This window comes from Bacillus sp. FSL K6-1106 (assembly GCF_038005245.1).
Taxonomy (GTDB): domain Bacteria; phylum Bacillota; class Bacilli; order Bacillales; family Bacillaceae; genus Bacillus; species Bacillus altitudinis.
The window spans coordinates 128,442-147,736 of sequence record NZ_JBBOSV010000001.1; the positions used below are offsets into that span (position 1 = coordinate 128,442).

Sequence of the window (19,295 nt, forward strand, 5' to 3'; positions counted from 1 at the left end):
ATGGAACAAAAAATGAAAGATTCGAATCAGCTGTACTCGAATATTGATTTACATGCCGTTCTTTCTTCTAATGGCCGCTTTCTCTACATTTCTTCCAATTGTAAGCAGCTTTTGCTCTATGAACAAAAGGATTTACTAGGGTGTTTTTTGAAAGACTTTGTTCATACCGAAGATCAATTTCTCGTCGAAAGTTATTTCTATAATCAGCACATGCTAGAGATTTGCCACTTTAGACTGCTTAGAAGTGATCTTACAGCTGTATGGGTAGAAGCAAGCATTGATTTTGTTGCTTGTGATGGGTTAGACAACGATTTAAGTAGAGAAATGATCCTGAAAATGAGGGTAATGAATACAGAGCCTCAAAAAGCAGCATTTCAACCAACAGAAGTGTCAGAACAGTCGTTAGGCAGTCTACCGGCTTTCCAAGATGTCAGTGAAGCTGAAAATCTGATTGCCATGCTGCCAAATCCGTTATGTATTACGGCGCTTGGGAAAATTGTGTATGCCAACGATGCGATGCTGCAATTAATGGGTGTATGTACAAAAGATGAAATGATCGGCAAGTCTGCGTTTGATTTTATTGCCGAGGAGTACCATGACATTGTGAGAAGCCGAATCAAAAGACTGCAGCAAGGCCTTCCAGTCGGAATGATTGAACAAATATGGAAAAGGAAAGACGGGAGCATGATTCATATTGAGGTGAAGTCATCTCCGGCAATTTATCAAAATCAACGGGCAGAACTTTTACTATTAGTGGACATCTCTTCCCGTAAAAAATTTCAAACCGTTCTTCAGAAAAGCAGAGAGCGGTATCAGCTGCTTATCCAAAATTCTATTGATACCATTGCCGTCATCCACGATCATAAATGGGTATTTATGAATGAATCAGGTATTAAATTATTTGAAGCCGAACATTACGATAAATTAATCGGAAAAGATATCTTTCATCAAATCCATTCATGTGATCAACAAAAAGTCAAAAAGAGCTTATCACGTATAATCGAAAGAGCATCAGATTCTGAGATTGTGACGATGAGCTGCCATACGTTTAAACACCGGTTGATTTATACAGAAATGGTTTGTATCCCTACCACATTTTTTGGTGAAACAGCCGTTCAAATTATTTTAAGAGATATATCTGAACGAAAACAGACAGAAGAACTCATGCTGCGCTCTGAAAAATTATCAATCGCAGGTCAATTGGCAGCAGGCATTGCACATGAAATAAGGAATCCACTGACGGCGATTAAGGGCTTTTTACAGCTCATTAAACCAAAAACAAAAGACCGTGATCAATATTTTGAAATTGTCTTCTCTGAGCTGAGCCGGATTGAAATCATCTTAAGTGAGCTACTAATGCTTGCGAAGCCGCAGCAAACAGCATCCATGCAGACGCTTGATTTGAAAAAAATCATTAGCGAAGTCACCGCTCTGTTAGAGACACAGGCCAACTTAAATGGAATTTTGATGAACACAAGTGATATCGAGGAGGATCTCCTGATGAATGGGGATCAAAACCAGCTGAAGCAGGTATTTATCAATTTAATCAAAAATGCCGTCGAATCCATGCCGGACGGAGGGAAGGTAGACATTACCGCCAAAGCCGAAAAAGAAGGGATACTTGTCACGATTAGAGATGAAGGAATTGGTATTCCTGAATCGGTCATGAAGCGGATCGGCGAACCTTTTTTAACAACAAAAGAAAAGGGAACAGGACTTGGGCTCATGGTGACATTTAATATTTTAGAAAATCACAACGGAACCATCCGGGTAGATAGCGACCCAGAGAAAGGGACTGTGTTTCACATCATGTTTCCCGCAAAATAAAAACAACGGCAAGAGAGCCGTTGTTTCATCCGTCTATTGATTGTATGGAACGCTTTTCAAGAACAAATTGTTCGAGACGGTCAAGTCCTTCTTTTAACGTTTCAAGTGAATATGCATAGGAAAGGCGCACATATCCTTCTCCGAGTGAAGAGAAAGCAGAACCAGGTACGACCGCAAGTCTTGTACTTTCTAACAACTCCATGCAAAAATCAAATGAACTCATCCCAAACGATTCAATGGAAGGGAAAATATAAAAAGCGCCGGAAGGCTTAATGACCGGAAGCCCCATAGAAATGAGTCGATCATATACATAGTCGAGTCTTTTCTTATATTGCTCTCTCATGATCAGTGCATCATCCACACCATTTGTCACTGCTTCAAGTGCCGCCTTTTGTGAGATAGCCGAGGCACAAGACACGTTATATTGATGTACTTTTAATACATGTTTAGCAATAGGGGCGGAAGCAAATAAAAAGCCGATTCTCCATCCGGTCATGCTATGAGATTTTGACAGTCCATTGATGACAATCGTCTGTTCCTTTAAGAAAGAAGCAATGGAGTGATGCGGACGATCAAATGTCAGCTCACTATAAATTTCATCAGATAGAATAAAAATATCCTTTCCTTCAAGAAGCTGTGCAATTTCTTTCAATTCTTCTTCTAATAGCGTGACCCCAGTTGGATTTGAAGGGTATGGAAGGACAACACACTTTGTCTTTTCCGTTAATGCATCTTCAATCAGCTTGGCGTTTAATTTAAAACCGGCATTTGTTGTGTCGATATGCACAGGCACCGCACCGCACATCCGAATGATCGGTTCATAGCCAGGGTACACAGGGCCGGGCAGGATGACCTCATCGCCTTCAGTCAAAATGGTTCGAAACGCAGCATCAATTGCTTGACTCGCACCTGTTGTCACAATGATTTCTGTCTCTGCATCATAATCAAGATGGACTTTCTTTTTGATGTACTGCTGGATCGCTTGTCTTAGCTCTAAAAATCCAGCATTATGAGTATACGAGGTGAAATTCTCGTCAATGGCTGTTTTGGCAGCTGTTTTGACATGATGCGGCGTATAAAAATCGGGCTGACCTATGGTCAATGAAACGACATCCTCATATGAAGATACGAGATTTGAAAATGTTCGAATGCCTGAAATTTCAATATCCTTTACTCTTGGATTCAGCAAATGCTCCATTTCTCATCACCTTAAAAATTTATGTTTTTATCCTATTTTACCATTCACTGCATAAATGTCACCTGCGGAAAGGCTTCGGATATCGTTATATGTAGTCTATTCTCCCATCCATCACAGCATGAGTGATATATGAAGAAAGAGCAACATTTATTATAGCGTAACCTGCTCGGAAAATACAGCTCTGCTTAAGATGATTAGAATAAGGCAAAACGGTATAAACTGAAAGAACGAGAGAATCAAGTCATGGGAATTGCTTTCACAGGCATACGATCTCCTGAAGGAGGACGATAATAGATGGATCAATCAGCAAAGACATCGAAAATAGCCTTTTTATCCGTCATGAGTAATACGTTTGTTGTGGTCCTTAAAATCATTGTAGGGGTGTTAACTGGATCTGTTGCGGTTTTATCAGAAGCCATTCACTCTTTTCTCGATTTAATGGCCTCTTTTATTGCATTTATCTCTGTTCGTATTTCAAGAAAGCCGGCAGATTCAAAACATCCTTATGGACATGGGAAAGTTGAGAATATTTCTGGAACGATTGAAACTTTGTTGATTTTTGTAGCTGGGATTTGGATCATTTATGAGTGTGTTCATAAATTAATGCATCCTGAGCCTGTTAAACTGCCGGTACTTGGTATTGTGGTCATGCTGATCGGGGCACTTATCAATTTTGTTGTGTCGAGAGTTGTGAACAAAGAGGCAGAGCGAGTACATTCTGTTGCCATGAAATCGAATGCACTGCATCTTTTAACAGATGTGTTTACGTCACTAGGGGTTGCCTTTAGTTTATTGCTTGTTGCATTAACGGACTGGTATTTCCTCGATCCGATTATTGGAATGGTGCTAGCGCTCTATATTATGCGTGAAGCATTTAAACTCATGAAGGAAGCCTTCCCGCCGCTTGTCGACGCCCGGTTAACCCCGGAAGAAGAACAAGCGATAGAGGGCATCATTCAAACATTTAGTCAAGAATTCATTGAATATCATGACTTTCGAACAAGACGATCCGGTGCTGAAGAATATATTGACTTCCATTTGATTGTTCATGGAAAAACAACCATTGAAGATGTCCACCAATTATGTGATCGAATTGAAGAGAACATTCAGCAGGCGTTTCCGCATGCACAAATCTTTATTCATGTAGAACCTGAAAGTGAAAGAAGCACACAAACGTAAAAAGGCGATACCACCTCTTTGAAGGTTGTATCGCCTTTTTTTACGCTTCATCTATGAAATGAAATCAATATCCATAAGCAGTATCGTAATCTTCATACCAAGAGATATAAGCAGCATCTTCATTAGATAAACCATGTTTCATATCTAAAAAATCAGCTTCGCAAATATCTTCAATCACAGTCATTTCGTTGTTCTTTAATAGTACGACAGTTCCCATCATGAACACCTTTCTTTAAAAAATCCTTGACTATTGTACCATGTGAAACGTGATTGTCAACAGAAGAATCGAAATGAGACAAAAATATCACAAAATGTTAAAAAATCAGGCGTTGAAAGAACTAGATGTGCCATAATTTTCGTGAATTTTCAGTATTTATTCACATAAATCATCATTGCAAAATGATCTAAAATTCATGTAAAAATGAAAAGCTCCATTGATCTTGCGATATTCATAAGATATAATAACGAATGATTATAAGAAATTTATAGAAAACATACATAATAAAGGAGAAATAGGATGGAAACAAACATGTCAGAAGCACCTATTCAAGAAGAAAAACATCCTGAACTAGCTGGAGTAGGTTATCGTTTTCTTGCTCATCTTTTAGACGTTGTCATTATTAGTGTACCATTTTCATTCATTGTATTTATTCTCGCCACACTCTTTTTTGTCTCAAGCCCTGAGGCGGCATTTTTAATGTATGATGATAGCTATTACTATTCTTCTACGGTGATCACGGATGAAGAATGGGCAGTCATAATGGGCTTTATCTTTTTCTATGGCGCAACGATTTTAGTCGGTATCGCGGTGACTTGGCTGTATTATGCGATCATGGAATCATCAAAGCTGCAAGGAACTCTTGGTAAAATGGCTCTTGGAATCAAAGTGACAAAAGTAACGGGTGGAAAAATAACATTCGGGCGCGCGACAGGCCGCTTTTTTGCAAAAGGCTTTTTGTCTCCAATCTTATGTATTGGCTACATCATTGCGTTTTTCACAGAAAAAAAACAAGCACTTCACGATTTGATTGCAAGTACCATTGTCGTAAAGAAATAATGAAAAGAAGCACCTCTGCTAAATAGTTAGGGGTGCTTTTTGTATAGATTGCTTGTATGGAAGAGGGAAACGTCACATAAAGTAGAATGATAGTGAAAATAAAGCAGAGAAGGGAGTCAATCTATTGAAAAGAGGGAAAATGACCGTTCAAAAAAAAGGGGCAAGCTTCGGGCTCTTTTTCACCGCACCTGTTTTGGCCTGGGCATTGTATGATTTTGCAAATACGATATTTTCATCGAATATGATCACCATTTTCTTCCCATTTTACTTGCAGGAGACGATAGGTGACAGTGCGAGGATGGATCAAATCGCCAGTACATTTATTTCTTATGCGAACGCACTTGCAAGCTTTTTCCTCGTCATTTTTACGCCTTTATACGGTGTGCTGATTGATCGTACAGGGAAAAAGAAGCGGTATATCACGGTGTTTACCCTGATTTGTATTGCCTGTACCTTTATGATGGGGATCTTTGCTGGGATTGATTTCTCAAGCGAATGGTTTGGTCTTCCTGTCTCCTTATTGGTGGTGGTTACTTTGTTCGTCATCGCCAAATTTTTCTATCACTCTAGTCTTGTTTTTTATGACACCATTTTGCCCGATCTTGGGACAAAGGATGAAATCCCCCTCATTTCTGGATTCGGTATTGCTGTCGGCTATTTAGGTACACTTGTCGGCCTTTCTGTTTATTTACTTGTAGGAAATGACCAGTTTCATGAAGCATTTATTCCGACAGCCCTTTTATTCTTTCTCTTTTTTCTTCCCTTTCTCTTTATTATAAAAGATCCTCAACCTCTCCCGCAGCAAGAGAAAAAGGCGTCTTTTTTCAGCGGGTATAAAGAGATTATTCGTACGTTTAAAGAGATGAAGCAGTACAAACCGGCTTTTATTTTTATGATCGCTTTCTTTTTTATGAATGATGCGTTGCAGACAGCGATTGCGATGATGGCTGTTTATGCGAAAATTATCATTGGCTTTACGGCAGGTCAATTTATTTTGCTTTATCTTGTGTCCACGATTTCAAGTATCATTGGCTCGTTTCTATTCGGATATGTCACAAAGGCCATCGGGGCAAAGCGCTCGATTACAGTCGTGTATGTCATTTTAATTGTGGCGCTCATTCTAGCTGTGACAGCGACAACTGAATGGGTCTTCTGGGTAGCAGGCAGTCTATTCGGAATTTCACTTGGTGCAAGCTGGGGATCATCACGAATCCTCATTATTGAGCTGACGCCTAAAGAAAAACGAGGGCAATTTTTTGGTCTCTTTGCGTTTTCGGGAAAGGTGTCTTCAATCGTCGGTCCCATCATTTATGGCTCCGTCACACTGCTATTTGCAGCACATGGGAATCTCGCAAGCCGTCTTGCATTAGGGTCTTTGCTCATCCTTGCAGCCATAGGACTTGTGATTCATCAATTCGTGCGAGAGAAAGCGTAAAGAAACGTCAACTTTTTACCCATGCTGCCGATATAAAAAGTACAATCTTATATTGAAGAATAGAGGGATTTCCGTGGCTTTAAACAAACAAGAAATTTTACTTGACTCTGGTACTAATGAATTGGAAATTGTGAAGTTTGAAATTGGTTCAAATCAATTCGGCATTAACGTCATGAAAGTAAGAGAAATTATTCAGCCAGTTGAGGTGACAGTTATACCGCACTCTCACCAAGATGTAGAAGGGATGATTAGTTTACGAGGCGAGATTTTACCAGTCATCAATCTATTTTCCTTTTTTAATGTCGAGTCAGATCAGTCAGAACAAGAGAAATACATTGTGACTGAATTCAACCAACGGAAATTTGTGTTCCATACAGGAACGGTATCACAAATTCACCGCGTCAGCTGGGAAGAGATTGAAAAACCAACTGCACTCAATCAAGGAATGGACCGTCATTTAACAGGGATCATCAAGCTTGACGAGAAAATGATTTTCCTTCCAGATTACGAAAAAATCATCTATGATATTGAATCCGCATCTGGCGTAGACACATATCATATGTTTGACGGTGAGAAAGACGAGAGAAGAACAGGGAAGAAGCTGTATGTTGTTGAAGATTCTCCGCTTCTCATGCGCTTATTAACAAATGAATTAACCGAGGCAGGCTATAAAAACATTGTGACCTTTGAAGATGGGAAACAAGCATATGACCATGTCATGGATCTCGTCAGTAAAGGCATTAGTGTGACAGAAGAAATTGATATGATTATTACAGATATAGAAATGCCAAAAATGGATGGACATCGATTAACAAAGCTGCTGAAGGACAATCCTTTAACACAGTCCATTCCAATTCTCATTTTCTCTTCATTAATTACGGACGATCTGCGTCATAAAGGGGAAACCATCGGTGCAGATGATCAAATTAGTAAACCAGAAATTCATCAGCTGATTGAAAAAGTAGATCATTTTATTATCTAAAGAAAAAAACCACTCGCTTTGAGTGGTTTTTCTGTTTAAAAGTAACTTTCCCCGAGACGTTTGAAGACGGGTTTTGTATAATGTGATTTTTGTTTTGTGGCGGCAGGTTTTTCTTTTAAACCGACATACGTTTGAAGTATTTGTTTTGCTCGATTTAATGACATATTCGCTTTCGGATTGCGATATGATTGATTTAAATTTCCTAAGTGTGGCAAAAATTCGAAGTCTTCTTTAGTTGGTGGCAGATGAAAATAATAATCTCCGATTTCAATCAGCACGTCGGACTGTTGTTGACTATATCTGGGATTGTTAGAGAAATGTAGGCCCACTTTTCTTCCTTTACCTTCTTGCAATAGTTTTTGCAGCGCACGTTTTTTCAAAAGATAAAGAAACTTGGGATTTGGTGCGGTTTTAGCATGGCGGTTAACAGTATAAATGGCTTTTGCGATGTTTTCTGCTGTAGGTTCTATGTCTTTAGTATGAGCATAATCGTCCATTTTTTCTCTCCTTTGTCTTTCGTCTTCCTGTGCTTAGTATAAATTATACGTTTTTATTAGTAAATTGCAAATAGTCTTATTGTAAAAAGCAATGAGATTACATGGTTATTATTTAAAATAGCCAAAAATCATAATGTTGAAACCTTGCTGAAATTTGAAGAGGTCGACACATCTTTCTATCACTTTTATGATAAATGTCTCGCTGTTTTAGATGAAAAGCATACCATTATGTTAAATATTCAAGTGGTAGGAATTGGCTGATCATTGGTAGAAGATGCAGTAGGGGTGCATAAGTTAAAAGATCGTTTGTTTTCGATCATTAGAGGATGTAGTGAAATGTATACAAAGTGAACTATCATAACAAGGTAACTACCTATTTGAATCAATGGGTAGTTTATCAATGTATAGATGGTTCATCGTGTAAAATTTACCATATGCAAGACAATCAAAGTCGAACATATGGCTTAAAAACATGGACTATTTCGTATGGCTAGAATAAGCACAGTAAAAACAGCCGTTAAAATCAGTTTCACTCGTCATTTTTTTGGCTTCATCCATGGCGCTTTCACTGTTCATGTGCAGACCAATCAACGTACGGCTTGCTGCATCACCTAAAAATGCGCAGTCTTCTGTATGTACAACATATTGTCCTTGTTCATTTTTTGAATGAATAAAATAATAGCTTTTTAGCATACCTCTCACCTCCAACCTGACTATATTACTATAAAACTTCCAATATTGTAAAGAATTTTTATTAAAAATGTTGCATTTATACACATACCTTTTATTTCATAAAAAGAAAAATTTGTTATAAGATAAGAAGAGCAAAGTCAATGAGAACAGAAAGGACGGTTTAGATTGAAAGATATTTTAACGCCTTTATTGGTCGCTTTTGTCGTTGGAGGCATTGTGTACGTGATAGATGATCAGCCGATTCATCCTTTTCTTCTTTTTCTCATCTTATTTATTAGCATTTATACAGTCGATAGAATCGTTCATTTTGCTTCAAATCATTTCGATGAGCAGAAAAAATAAGCGTCGTTTATGTTGTTACTTCCATGAAAAAAGGACTTTCTATAGAAGAAAGTCCTCAGCGTGTAGTCAAACCCTCGCATTCTTTGTCAGTCCTGTGGCAAATTCGCTCCGCGCCAGTACTCGTCCTTCCTAGACTTCAAAGGTTTTTTATCACGCTGAAAAGAAGAAAAAGGGCTAAAATAAACATTATTTTAGCCTTTTTTCTTCATCTATTGTGCTCCCTGACCTTTTAATTCACGCTGTACATCTAAGTCAGCAGCTTCTCTGCTGAACTTTGGCAGTGTAATGAAGTAAAAAAGGAAGACGAGTAAAATAATAATACCCATTCCGTAATAAATGTAAGAAACATTGGTGATGAGCTTTGGAAATAACACGGCAATTAAACCTAGCGTCATTGATTGTGCAAACATAGTGAGCGGATCAACCCATCCTGATACGCGTCCCATCAGACGAGGGTGAACAATTCTTGGGAGCCAGCCTCCAATGACAATGTTGACTGGACCAATACATGTACCAATGACAAATGATGTGACATAAAATAACCATAATGTATGGGTAGAACCAAGGACAAAAATTAAAATACCTGCAACTAGAATTGGAATCGACATGAGATATTGCATCTTAACCTTTTTCGCAAGAATAGAGCCAAGTAAGCTTCCAACTAGAAGTCCGGCACCGATCGCGATCGTAAAAAAGGATGTATGCAGTTCAAAATGGTCCGGTGAAAGACCGTATTTCATTGTAAACATCGGAAGAACGGCAAATGCGCCATTCACAAGACCAAAAACAAAAAAGCCAAAAATTAAAGAAGCCAATAATTTGTTTTTTAAAATATAGAGAATGCCTTCTTTAAAATCTTTTAGAGACGTTTTAACGGTCATGCCTTTCCAGCCTGCTTGTCCATTAGGCTGTCGTGCTTCAATTGGAATATTGCATGATCGAATGAGAATACCGGAAATAATAAAGCTGACCAAATCAATGGTAATGGCACCGTGAAGTCCAATCGTTTTATACATAATGGCACCAATTCCAACACCAAATACCATAAACAAACTAAACAGCATCTGATTTAAACCAGCAGCTTTTGCATATTGATCTTTATTTAAAATGGCCTGAACGAGAGAGGCTTCAGCTGGATAGAAGAACTTCGTAATGGCACTTCGTATAAACAAGATCAAGAAAATAAGCGGCAGTGAATTAAAATAAATGACGATAAATAAAACGATCGTCAGCCCAGCTCGTATCCAATCACAATTCTCTGCGACTTTTTTACGATCAAAACGGTCTGCGACCACACCGACCATAAAAAAGACAAAGATCGTAGGCAGTGAATACATTAACTCTGCTAAAGTGGCGTAAGCGGGCTGATGACTAAAATGGTCGAGCAAATAAAAGGCAAACGCCATATTGCCTACTGTTGTCCCCATTTGCGAGGCAAGTGCTGCAAAAAAGAGACGAACAAAATTTCTGTTTTTAAAAATATCCATAAATACGCTCCTTAACCTGAAGATCCCACTTTCTATCATATAAAATTTTAACCATTCGTACAATTAATTTCTCCTACTGGCTAATGGTCACAGGTGTTCCATTTGGAACAATTGAAGCAAGTTCGATGACATTCTGATTGTACATGCGAATGCACCCTCTAGACACAGCTTTACCAATTGAAGACGGGTTATTCGTTCCATGGATGCCGTAATGAATTTTTGAAAGGCTCAGCCAATAGGCGCCAAAGGGACCTCCTGGGTTTGGCTGTCTGTTGACAATATAATAAGAACCTGTCGGTGTCATGTTTAATATTCTGCCGGTTGCAATCGGGTATGAGCGCAAGAGCTGTGATCCAGAAAACAGCACGAGACGTTTCGCTGAAATTGACACAGATATGCGGTAAGGGATCGTGTTAGGATCCGGTAATCCAGGGATGATGATGACTTCATTTTGTTCTGGCTCGCGGGCTTGAAGTGACGGATTTGCAGCCTTTAAATCATCTGTCGTTGTTCGAAAATCAAGTGCTATAGAAGCAAGTGTTTCTCCACTTTTTACCGTGTATCGCAGCACGAAAGCACACTCCTTTTACTCAAATAAAAGAAGCCATGATCCCCGCCTCACATATACTATATGGACGGGATCAGGCCCAGTAAGGTTTCTCCTAACATTTGTCATGAGAATGATCTTTGTTTATACATATGCAGGAAAAGGTGATTTGGCTTCTCTTTACACGTGAGATGTTAAGGTGAAAAAAGTGATTTCAGGTTTGGCTAAAAACCGAAGCGGCAGTCTAGTTGTCCCAATCCCTCGGTTGACATAGATACGGTGCTGATAGCTACCGTATAAGCCTTCGACATATGTACGCCCAAAAGGTGCTGTGAGAATCGGTCCATAGAAAGGAAGCTGTATTTGACCGCCGTGCGTATGCCCAGAAAGCTGCAAGTTAATAGGTGTTGTTTCAAGTTCTAGTGCGGCATCAGGCTCATGCACAAGCAATAACGTAAAGAGATCAGAAGAGACTTCTCGTTTGATGAAATGGTAATCAGGCATACTCATCATGAGATCATCGAGTGTAGCGATCTGTATGCGTCCGCCTTCTTTTTCTAAGTGAAACACTTCATTTTTACATAATGTAAAACCGCAAGCTTTCATCGTTTCTTCATATACATCAATGCCAAAGGGTCCGTAGTCATGATTTCCGCATATGGCAAACTTTCCAAACGGAGCATCAAGCTTAGACAAAGAGGCTTTGGCTTTTTCATGTTCTTCAATCGATGCTTCAAAATCAACAAGGTCACCTGTAAACACAATGAGATGTGGAGATGCAGCGTTTATCTTTTGGACAACAGTCTCTAAATCTTTTGCCGGAAATGTATCACTTAAATGAACATCACTAAATTGCGCAATTTTAAACTGGTCAAAAGAAGCCGGTAGCTGAGCATCATGAATGGTGAGTGATACGGTGTCGATCATGCGCGGCTCAATGTACCGAGCATAGCCATAACCGGATGTGGTTGCCAAAAGCCCGAGAATACTCGCACCAGCTGCTCCTTTTAAAAACTGCCTACGGGAAAGTTGCTTCATATAAGACTCCTTTAAAAATAAAATTAAGTATAGCATGATTTTTGATGAATCTCCCATATGGTGTATGGAGGGGAAATCATGATATGATAGATGGATAATGAATGAACAGTCATTCAAAACACACAAAGGGGGAGAACAAATGACGAAGCAAACAGTGATTGTCACAGGAGGATCAAGCGGAATGGGAAAGGCGATGGCGACTCATTTGGCACTCGGGGGCTGGAATGTTGTGATTACTGGAAGAACAGAAGAGACCCTTGAAACAACGGCAAATGAAATCAAACAGCAAGGTGGTTCGATCGCTTATTTTCAAATGGACGTGCGACATCCAGAAGATGCTGATCAAATGGTGAAGTTTGCGGTAGATACATTTGGTGATGTGGATGCACTTATTAATAACGCGGCAGGCAACTTTTTAGTTCCAGCAGAAAAACTGTCTCCTAACGGCTGGAAAGCGGTCATTGATATTGTGCTAAATGGCACCTTTTTTTGCAGCCATGCAGTGGGCAACTATTGGATTCGTCAAAAGAAAAGCGGAAGTATGATCAACATGGTCGCCACATATGCATGGGGGGCTGGTGTTGGTGTAGCGCATTCAGCAGCCGCAAAAGCAGGCGTACTGTCGCTTACCCGAACGCTTGCTGTGGAATGGGGAAAGCAATATCGGATTCGCGTAAATGCCATTGCGCCGGGACCCATTGAAAGAACAGGTGGTGCAGATAAACTGTGGGAATCAGAAGAGGCTGCCCAAAGAACATTAGATAGTGTTCCGCTCGGTAGACTTGGCACACCAGAAGAAATTGCAGAACTTGCGAGTTTCTTATTATCTGAGCATGCATCTTATATTAATGGAGATTGTATCACGATGGATGGGGGGCAATGGCTCAACCAATCACCATTTTGAATGACCGTGTAAGACCTGCTTTTGATATGGTATAATCACACAAAGAGAGAAGCAGGTGATGAAAATGGTCGATCCATTGGATATTTTAACGAATATTGAAGATGTTTTCCCGCACTATCAAGCGATCTTCAGTGCGGAGGAACAAAAAGTGATAGGCTATGAGATTCTTGGAAGAATGAAGCTTGAGTCGGGAACAGTTAGTCTAGGCTCCTTCTTTACGGATTCATCTATTCCTGACGAATATAAATTGGAAGTAGATCACAAAGTATTAAGTCAAGCGCTTGATCTCTTCACGACCGCAGATGAAGATTTGCTCATCTTTATTAATCATGATGCGAATGTCCTCATGCTTGATCATGGCGAAAGTTTCTTAGAACTTTTAAAAGAATATGAAGCAAGGGGTATTCAGCTTAACCGGTTTGTCATTGAAATTACTGAACATACGTTTAGCGGCGACATTGAACAGCTTTACCATACGTTAACGTATTATCGTACATATGGGATCAAAATCGCCGTATCTAATATAGGAAAAGAAAGCAGCAATCTTGACCGGATTGCTCTGCTTTCACCTGATCTATTAAAAATAGATCTTCAGGCTTTAAGGGCTTCGTCTCCATCTCCTTCCTATGAATATGTGTTATACAGCATTTCACTTCTTGCAAGAAAAATAGGAGCGGCTTTAATCTATGAAGACATTGAAGCGAATTTTCAGCTGCAATATGCATGGAGAAATGGCGGAAGATATTTTCAAGGCTTCTACCTTCACGAGCCTGCCGCACAATTAATTGACCGTAACAAACGAAAAGAGCAGCTTAAAGAAGAATTTCAACAATTCATTGCCCATGAGAAAAAGAAACTCCAAGCTGTCTATGAACATTCTGAAACCTTTTATAAGCGAATTCATCAAGCCGTCAGTACGTTAAAAAAATCATGCAGCACAAATGATGAACTTATACAAAAACTGGCACTTGAACTAACCGATTGCAGCTTTCGCATTTATATGTGTAATGAAGAAGGGTTTCAAATCACTGGAAACGTATTTAAGAAAGAGAAAGAATGGCTGTTTCAGCCAGAGTATATAGAGAAAAACTGGAGCTGGCGCCCTTATTTTCTAGCAAATATTCTTCAAATGAGAATTAGCGGAAAAGGATTTTTCAGCGATATCTACAGTGATTTAGAAACTGGAGAACGAATACGTACGTTTTCTTATCCGTTAGAGGGAGACGTGTATTTGTTTGTAGATCTTCCGTATGCTTATCTATATGAGCAGGAAGGATTAATTTAAAAGCAGCCGTCATGGCTGTTTTTTTATTAGAAAAAAGATAGAAAAAATGGTTGACAATGAAACTGATAATCATTATCATTTAGTTATAGAGAGAAGCTACTCTCTGTTCCCCAACCCCTCTATCAGATCAAGATCCAAAAAACTTGGCGCTACCCCCGCCAAGTTTTTTTTGTGCGCCAATCATTCCCTTCATGCATAGGACATCCCAATTCATCCATACACCTTAAATGATGATAGTTAGACAGTAGGAGGGAAAAGTCATGATCAAACGTGACAAGCGGCTGCTGATTGATTTACCAATGCCAAATCACCCAGATGCAAATGGTGCAGCGGCTGTGCAAGAATTACTCGGCGGAAAATTTGGTGAAATGTCCACATTAAATAACTACATGTTTCAATCGTTTAACTTTAGAGGGAAACGAAAGCTCAAACCATTTTATGATCTTGTATCAAGTATTACAGCTGAAGAATTCGGTCATGTAGAGCTTGTGACAACTGCAGTCAATCTCATGATTACGGGAACCACCCATGGGGGCGATCCAGATACGACCCCGATGAAAGCGGCTGTTGATAAACGAAATACGCAGCATTTTATCCAAACGGCACAAACAGGCTATCCGTTTGACTCCATGGCAAAGCCGTGGACAGGTGAGAATGTGTTCTCAAGTGGTAATCTGATTCTGGATCTTCTTCATAACTTCTTCCTAGAGTGCGGAGCTCGTACGCATAAAATGCGCGTATATGAAATGACGGATCACCCTACGGCAAGAGAAATGATCGGTTATTTACTTGTCAGAGGCGGCGTTCATGTTGTGGCGTATGCAAAAGCCCTTGAGGTAGCGACAGGGGTAGATGTTGGGAAGATGCTGCCAATTCCAAATCTCGACAATAAATACTTTGACTCTGCAAGAAAGTTTGAAGATCAGAATATTCATACAAAACTGTATACATTTAGTGATACGGATTATAAGGATATCAATCAAATTTGGAAAGGAAACCATCCGATTGATGGAAAGCCGCTGACAGTTATTGAGGGCACGCCAAAAGGTGCACCCGTGCCAGATTATAGAGATTTGCCGGAAGAGTTTGCTCCAGGTATTTCAAAAGAAGATTTTGACGAAATTGCGAAACGCCTGATGAGATCGGCCGGTTTATAAAAAACAAGATGCATGAGAAAAGAAAAAAGACTCAAAATAAAAAAACAGATTCTTTTTCTTTTTTTGAATTCAAGAGGAAAAATATCATCTGAGAACACTTTATGGTATGATGCTTTGTAGGACTTGTGTATAATCAATACGGGTTCATCTTGAGTTGTTTTTTTGAAAGGAGTCTTTTTTTAGAATGTCACAATTAATGGGTATCATTACAAGGCTGCAAAGTCTTCAAGAGACAGCAGAAGCTGCAAACGAGCCGGCACAGCGTTATTTCGAAGTGAACGGTGAGAAAATCTGTAGTGTTAAGTATTTCGAAAAGAATCAAACGTTTGAATTGACTGTTTTTCAACAAGGGGATAAGCCAAACACTTTCCCATTTGACAACATTGATATGATTTCGATTGAGATTTTTGAGCTTCTACAATCCTAAGCTGAATCGTATGAAATGTTTTTTCTAAGAATTCCTTCGTTGATTGCGGAAGCATACACTTCATAAGTGATGAACAAATGGAAGATGATCATTCAGTGCAATATTCGGATAAGAGACCATTGAAAAGGAGTTCCTTTCTGTGAGTGATTCTTTTTTCTTTAATCTTTCTGAAGAGCATTTAGCGTTTTCTGATGTTGTCATGAGAATGAAAGACTTTATTCAGAAAGACCCGAGATCTGTTTATGTACTATCAATTGGTACGGACTCTCAGGTCAATCAGAATGTCACAAGATTTATGACTGCAATTCATCTTCACCGGATCGGCAAAGGAGCTTGGGGCTGTCTCACGCAGCAAGTGTTGAATCGGCCTGTACAAAGTCTTAGAGAAAAAATTTCATTAGAGACAGCGTTTAGCCAAAAGGTATGTGCAGACATCCTTGAGGGACCTTTAACAGAACTGATGGATTTGCTTCTTCCGTTTGCTGAGGAAGGGGCAGACCTTCGTTTTGAAGTCCATCTAGATATTGGCAAAAAAGGAAGTACAAAAGAGCTGATCCAGGAAATGACCGGAATGATCACAGCCATGGGAATTGAAGCAAAAATAAAACCCGACTCATACGCAGCATTTTGCTACGCCAATCGATACACAAAATAAATTCCGTCATTTTTCTCCAAACGTTGTCGAAACGTGCGGTTGACGATTCGATTCTAGTTCCTTATTCTAGCTGTATAGAGAGGAAGCAGACATTCAAACGCCTGCTAATCAATATAAAAGCATATATGAAACAGGGGGCCTGATGTTGAATGAGCGTCATCGAAAATCGTTTTAATGAAGAAGAGAAAAAGCTATTATTAAACGTATTACTGAATCAGGAATATGCTGTCGAATTACTAAGCAGTGAGATCAATGATATAGAATGTGGAACAAAAAATGTCGACGACAACACGTATAAGAAATTGATCACATTGTATGACAGAGTAAGGTTTGAGAATTAATATCGATTGAACATTCTATTAGATACTCTACGCTGAGTATCTTTTTTATGCAGAAAAAAATCTTTCGACAAAATTCGTTTTAGTTTATGCTTAATGTTAAAGGGGAATGTATGATTGATGATTGAGAGAAAAGGGGTCGAAGAAACATGATAGAGATAGAACCGGCTCAATTACTTGAGTCAACAGTAGCTGAGCATATGATTGATGCAGATAAAGTGGCACACGTTCAAATTGGAAATAATCTTGAGCACGCCCTATTGGTCCTGACAAAAACAGGATATACAGCCATACCTGTTCTGGATGCTTCTTATCACCTTCATGGGTTAATTGGAACAAATATGATCATGGATAAAATCTTTGGCTTAGAACGAATTGAATTTGAAAAGCTCGACCAATTGAAGGTAGAAGAGGTCATGCTATCAGATATTCCAAGACTGAAAACGACGGATCCTGTTTTAAAAGGCGTTCACGCTGTGACGAATAATGGATTTGTTTGTGTGGAAAATGAAGAGCAAGTATTCGAAGGAATTTTCACTCGGCGTGTTGTATTAAAGCGCTTAAATGAGGTCATTCATTCCGCAAAAAAATGAGCTGCAGCCCAGCTTATTTTTTTTGCCTTCATAAGCTATTATTTATATAATGACTATATAAAATAAGAAAAACTTATCAAGAGAAGGAGGGCGTTCATGCAGCTTCAAGAGTTACATATGCTTGTTGTACTTAGTGAGGAATTGAATATGAGAAAGGCTTCAGAGCGGCTCTTTGTCTCTCAGCCTGCCTTATCTCAAAGACTGCAAACGATTGAAAAAGAGTGGGGAACCAAAATCTTTTTTCGTTCACAAAAAGGCTTGACAGTCACTTCAGCTGGCGAACAGATTATTCAATTCGCCAAAGAGGTCACGACTGAGCAGGATCGAGTGCGAGAGAGAATTGACGAGCTTGAAGGAGAAATTCACGGTACACTCAAGCTTGCCGTTGCGTCCATTATTGGTCAGCACTGGCTGCCAAAGGTGCTAAAGCGGTATGTCGAGAAATACCCAAATGCCAAAGTATCTCTTGTGACCGGCTGGAGCAGTGAGATGCTTAAAAGTCTGTATGAAGACCATGTCCACATTGGCATCATTCGCGGGAATCCTGATTGGAAGGGCACAAAGGAATACTTAATGACCGATCATTTATATTTAGTCGATTCTGTCATCAAGGACGTGGATGAGTTAATTGAGACAGAACGCCCGTTTATTCAATTTAAAAGTGATAGCACCTATTATCAAGAAATTCAGCACTGGTGGCATCAAAAGTTTAAAGTGTCGCCAAAACAGACGATTCTTGTGGACCAGATTGAAACATGTAAACAAATGGCCTATCACGGTATCGGCTACGCCATTTTGCCTTCGGTCACCTTATATGATCATGAGAAAAGCGTACACAAAACCCCGCTCGTAGACGCAAATGGAGAGCAAATCGGACGTGACACGTGGCTGTTAGGATATGAAGCCTCTTTTCAGTTAAAACAAGTTCAAGCATTTGTTGGTGTGGTGAAAGAAATGCTTGAAAGTGAGGCAGTGTAAGTACTTCTAGAAGAGGAGGTGCTTTTTTAGGATAAGTGGTTTGATTAGGTTTCTAATAGATTTATCTACTGAAAAAGCAGAAAGCTGGAAGAAATGATGAGAAATCAACAACAAAAGAAGATGGATATACCGAAGTGGGGAACTTATTTACGCGAGAGATGGCGTGGACGTTTTGCAAGTCATCTTTCTTTAGAAGAACAAAAAGAGATTGGGATGGATGGCTTCCTATGGCACTTATGTAGCTGGAGAAAAGTTGAATGCCTTGAAAAAGAGGCAGCGATAAACGCCTTTCATCAGCAATCAAAGCATACATGTACTATTTTTTATCAATTTGCTCAAGAAGCGTATCTGTTTGAAAACGCCGCTGACCTGTCAGTGAAGGAATTGCCATATACAGACGGACACATGGACTATAGCGATCTGTATGTCATGGATTGGGAAGAAAATTGGACATTTGTGATGACGCACGAATCCGATTGCGGTCCATATTTTATTCAGAAATAAAAAAACGAGTGACATAGGGTCACGATCAATTAGAGCCGCCTTCCAATTGGAATGAGCGGTTTTTTGATGTACAACATGTTTATTTTGAACAGCACCTTTTCATAAAACATTTGACAATGAAAATCATTATCATTTAAAGTGTACATATAATAATTGAAAATGATTATCATTT

At 39.3% G+C, this 19,295-nt stretch carries 22 protein-coding genes; 15 read left to right on the top strand and 7 right to left on the bottom strand.

Annotated features, from left to right (window positions below):
• A complete protein-coding gene (locus MHI20_RS00680; RefSeq protein WP_041507383.1) occupies positions 1-1,827 on the top strand; it encodes a PAS domain-containing sensor histidine kinase in 1,827 nt (608 codons plus the stop codon).
• Positions 1,828-1,852: 25 nt separating this feature from the next.
• On the opposite strand, the gene MHI20_RS00685 is transcribed toward MHI20_RS00680, so the two are convergent.
• Positions 1,853-3,025, bottom strand: a complete 1,173-nt coding sequence (locus MHI20_RS00685; RefSeq protein ID WP_007498694.1) for an aminotransferase A — start codon at positions 3,023-3,025, stop codon at positions 1,853-1,855.
• 294 nt (positions 3,026-3,319) lie between these two features.
• Between MHI20_RS00685 and MHI20_RS00690 the strand changes: the two genes are divergently transcribed.
• Entirely contained in the window at positions 3,320-4,204 is an 885-nt protein-coding gene (locus MHI20_RS00690) for a cation diffusion facilitator family transporter (protein WP_178930096.1), read from the top strand.
• Between the two features lie 64 nt (positions 4,205-4,268).
• Here the strand turns inward: MHI20_RS00690 and MHI20_RS00695 are convergent, their stop codons facing one another.
• A complete protein-coding gene (locus MHI20_RS00695; protein WP_017367142.1) occupies positions 4,269-4,421 on the bottom strand; it encodes a hypothetical protein in 153 nt (50 codons plus the stop codon).
• Positions 4,422-4,721: 300 nt separating this feature from the next.
• Here MHI20_RS00695 and MHI20_RS00700 point away from each other — a divergent pair, with 300 nt between their 5' ends.
• From MHI20_RS00700 to MHI20_RS00710, 3 genes are all read left to right on the top strand, one after another.
• Positions 4,722-5,261 (top strand): RDD family protein, encoded by a 540-nt coding sequence (locus MHI20_RS00700; RefSeq protein WP_282900922.1) that lies wholly within the window; start codon positions 4,722-4,724, stop codon positions 5,259-5,261.
• Positions 5,262-5,385: 124 nt separating this feature from the next.
• Positions 5,386-6,696 carry an MFS transporter gene (locus MHI20_RS00705; RefSeq protein ID WP_007498688.1) on the top strand — a complete coding sequence of 437 codons (1,311 nt, stop codon included), beginning with the start codon at positions 5,386-5,388 and terminating at the stop codon, positions 6,694-6,696.
• A 73-nt stretch (positions 6,697-6,769) separates the two neighbouring features.
• Complete coding sequence (locus MHI20_RS00710; RefSeq protein ID WP_024719666.1) at positions 6,770-7,678, top strand: chemotaxis protein; 909 nt, start codon at positions 6,770-6,772, stop codon at positions 7,676-7,678.
• A gap of 35 nt (positions 7,679-7,713) precedes the next feature.
• On the opposite strand, the gene MHI20_RS00715 is transcribed toward MHI20_RS00710, so the two are convergent.
• Both MHI20_RS00715 and MHI20_RS00720 read right to left on the bottom strand, forming a co-directional pair.
• The gene (locus MHI20_RS00715; RefSeq protein ID WP_007498684.1) at positions 7,714-8,175 is read right to left on the bottom strand and encodes a YkyB family protein; all 462 of its coding nucleotides are present in this window, start codon (positions 8,173-8,175) and stop codon (positions 7,714-7,716) included.
• Between the two features lie 477 nt (positions 8,176-8,652).
• Entirely contained in the window at positions 8,653-8,868 is a 216-nt protein-coding gene (locus tag MHI20_RS00720; RefSeq protein ID WP_058337408.1) for a hypothetical protein, read from the bottom strand.
• A gap of 165 nt (positions 8,869-9,033) precedes the next feature.
• Between MHI20_RS00720 and MHI20_RS00725 the strand changes: the two genes are divergently transcribed.
• Positions 9,034-9,210, top strand: a complete 177-nt coding sequence (locus tag MHI20_RS00725) for a hypothetical protein (RefSeq protein WP_162837046.1) — start codon at positions 9,034-9,036, stop codon at positions 9,208-9,210.
• A 209-nt stretch (positions 9,211-9,419) separates the two neighbouring features.
• On the opposite strand, the gene MHI20_RS00730 is transcribed toward MHI20_RS00725, so the two are convergent.
• The 3 genes from MHI20_RS00730 to MHI20_RS00740 form a co-directional block, all read right to left on the bottom strand.
• A complete protein-coding gene (locus tag MHI20_RS00730) occupies positions 9,420-10,697 on the bottom strand; it encodes an MFS transporter (protein WP_340936282.1) in 1,278 nt (425 codons plus the stop codon).
• 73 nt (positions 10,698-10,770) lie between these two features.
• Positions 10,771-11,268, bottom strand: a complete 498-nt coding sequence (locus MHI20_RS00735) for a L,D-transpeptidase family protein (protein WP_041507380.1) — start codon at positions 11,266-11,268, stop codon at positions 10,771-10,773.
• 156 nt (positions 11,269-11,424) lie between these two features.
• Complete coding sequence (locus tag MHI20_RS00740; RefSeq protein WP_340936283.1) at positions 11,425-12,282, bottom strand: metallophosphoesterase; 858 nt, start codon at positions 12,280-12,282, stop codon at positions 11,425-11,427.
• A 139-nt stretch (positions 12,283-12,421) separates the two neighbouring features.
• Here MHI20_RS00740 and fadH point away from each other — a divergent pair, with 139 nt between their 5' ends.
• The 9 genes from fadH (at position 12,422) to MHI20_RS00785 (ending at position 19,123) form a co-directional block, all read left to right on the top strand.
• Positions 12,422-13,186, top strand: a complete 765-nt coding sequence (fadH, locus tag MHI20_RS00745) for a 2,4-dienoyl-CoA reductase (protein ID WP_019743904.1) — start codon at positions 12,422-12,424, stop codon at positions 13,184-13,186.
• Between the two features lie 64 nt (positions 13,187-13,250).
• On the top strand, positions 13,251-14,471 hold the full coding sequence (locus tag MHI20_RS00750) for an EAL domain-containing protein (protein ID WP_024719569.1): 1,221 nt from the start codon (positions 13,251-13,253) through the stop codon (positions 14,469-14,471).
• A 260-nt stretch (positions 14,472-14,731) separates the two neighbouring features.
• The gene (locus tag MHI20_RS00755) at positions 14,732-15,628 is read left to right on the top strand and encodes a manganese catalase family protein (RefSeq protein WP_335352726.1); all 897 of its coding nucleotides are present in this window, start codon (positions 14,732-14,734) and stop codon (positions 15,626-15,628) included.
• A 184-nt stretch (positions 15,629-15,812) separates the two neighbouring features.
• A complete protein-coding gene (locus MHI20_RS00760) occupies positions 15,813-16,055 on the top strand; it encodes a YkuJ family protein (protein ID WP_003212254.1) in 243 nt (80 codons plus the stop codon).
• Positions 16,056-16,194: 139 nt separating this feature from the next.
• Entirely contained in the window at positions 16,195-16,710 is a 516-nt protein-coding gene (locus MHI20_RS00765; protein ID WP_024719568.1) for a ribonuclease H-like YkuK family protein, read from the top strand.
• 149 nt (positions 16,711-16,859) lie between these two features.
• Positions 16,860-17,051, top strand: coding sequence for an antirepressor AbbA (gene abbA, locus MHI20_RS00770; RefSeq protein WP_008347999.1), 192 nt, complete (start codon positions 16,860-16,862; stop codon positions 17,049-17,051).
• A gap of 146 nt (positions 17,052-17,197) precedes the next feature.
• Positions 17,198-17,641: a cyclic-di-AMP-binding protein CbpB gene (cbpB, locus tag MHI20_RS00775; protein WP_007498671.1), complete on the top strand. Its 444-nt coding sequence runs from the start codon at positions 17,198-17,200 to the stop codon at positions 17,639-17,641.
• 96 nt (positions 17,642-17,737) lie between these two features.
• Positions 17,738-18,619 (top strand): LysR family transcriptional regulator, encoded by an 882-nt coding sequence (locus MHI20_RS00780; protein ID WP_039168691.1) that lies wholly within the window; start codon positions 17,738-17,740, stop codon positions 18,617-18,619.
• Between the two features lie 96 nt (positions 18,620-18,715).
• On the top strand, positions 18,716-19,123 hold the full coding sequence (locus MHI20_RS00785; RefSeq protein ID WP_340936287.1) for a DUF4275 family protein: 408 nt from the start codon (positions 18,716-18,718) through the stop codon (positions 19,121-19,123).
• Positions 19,124-19,295 lie beyond the last annotated feature (172 nt).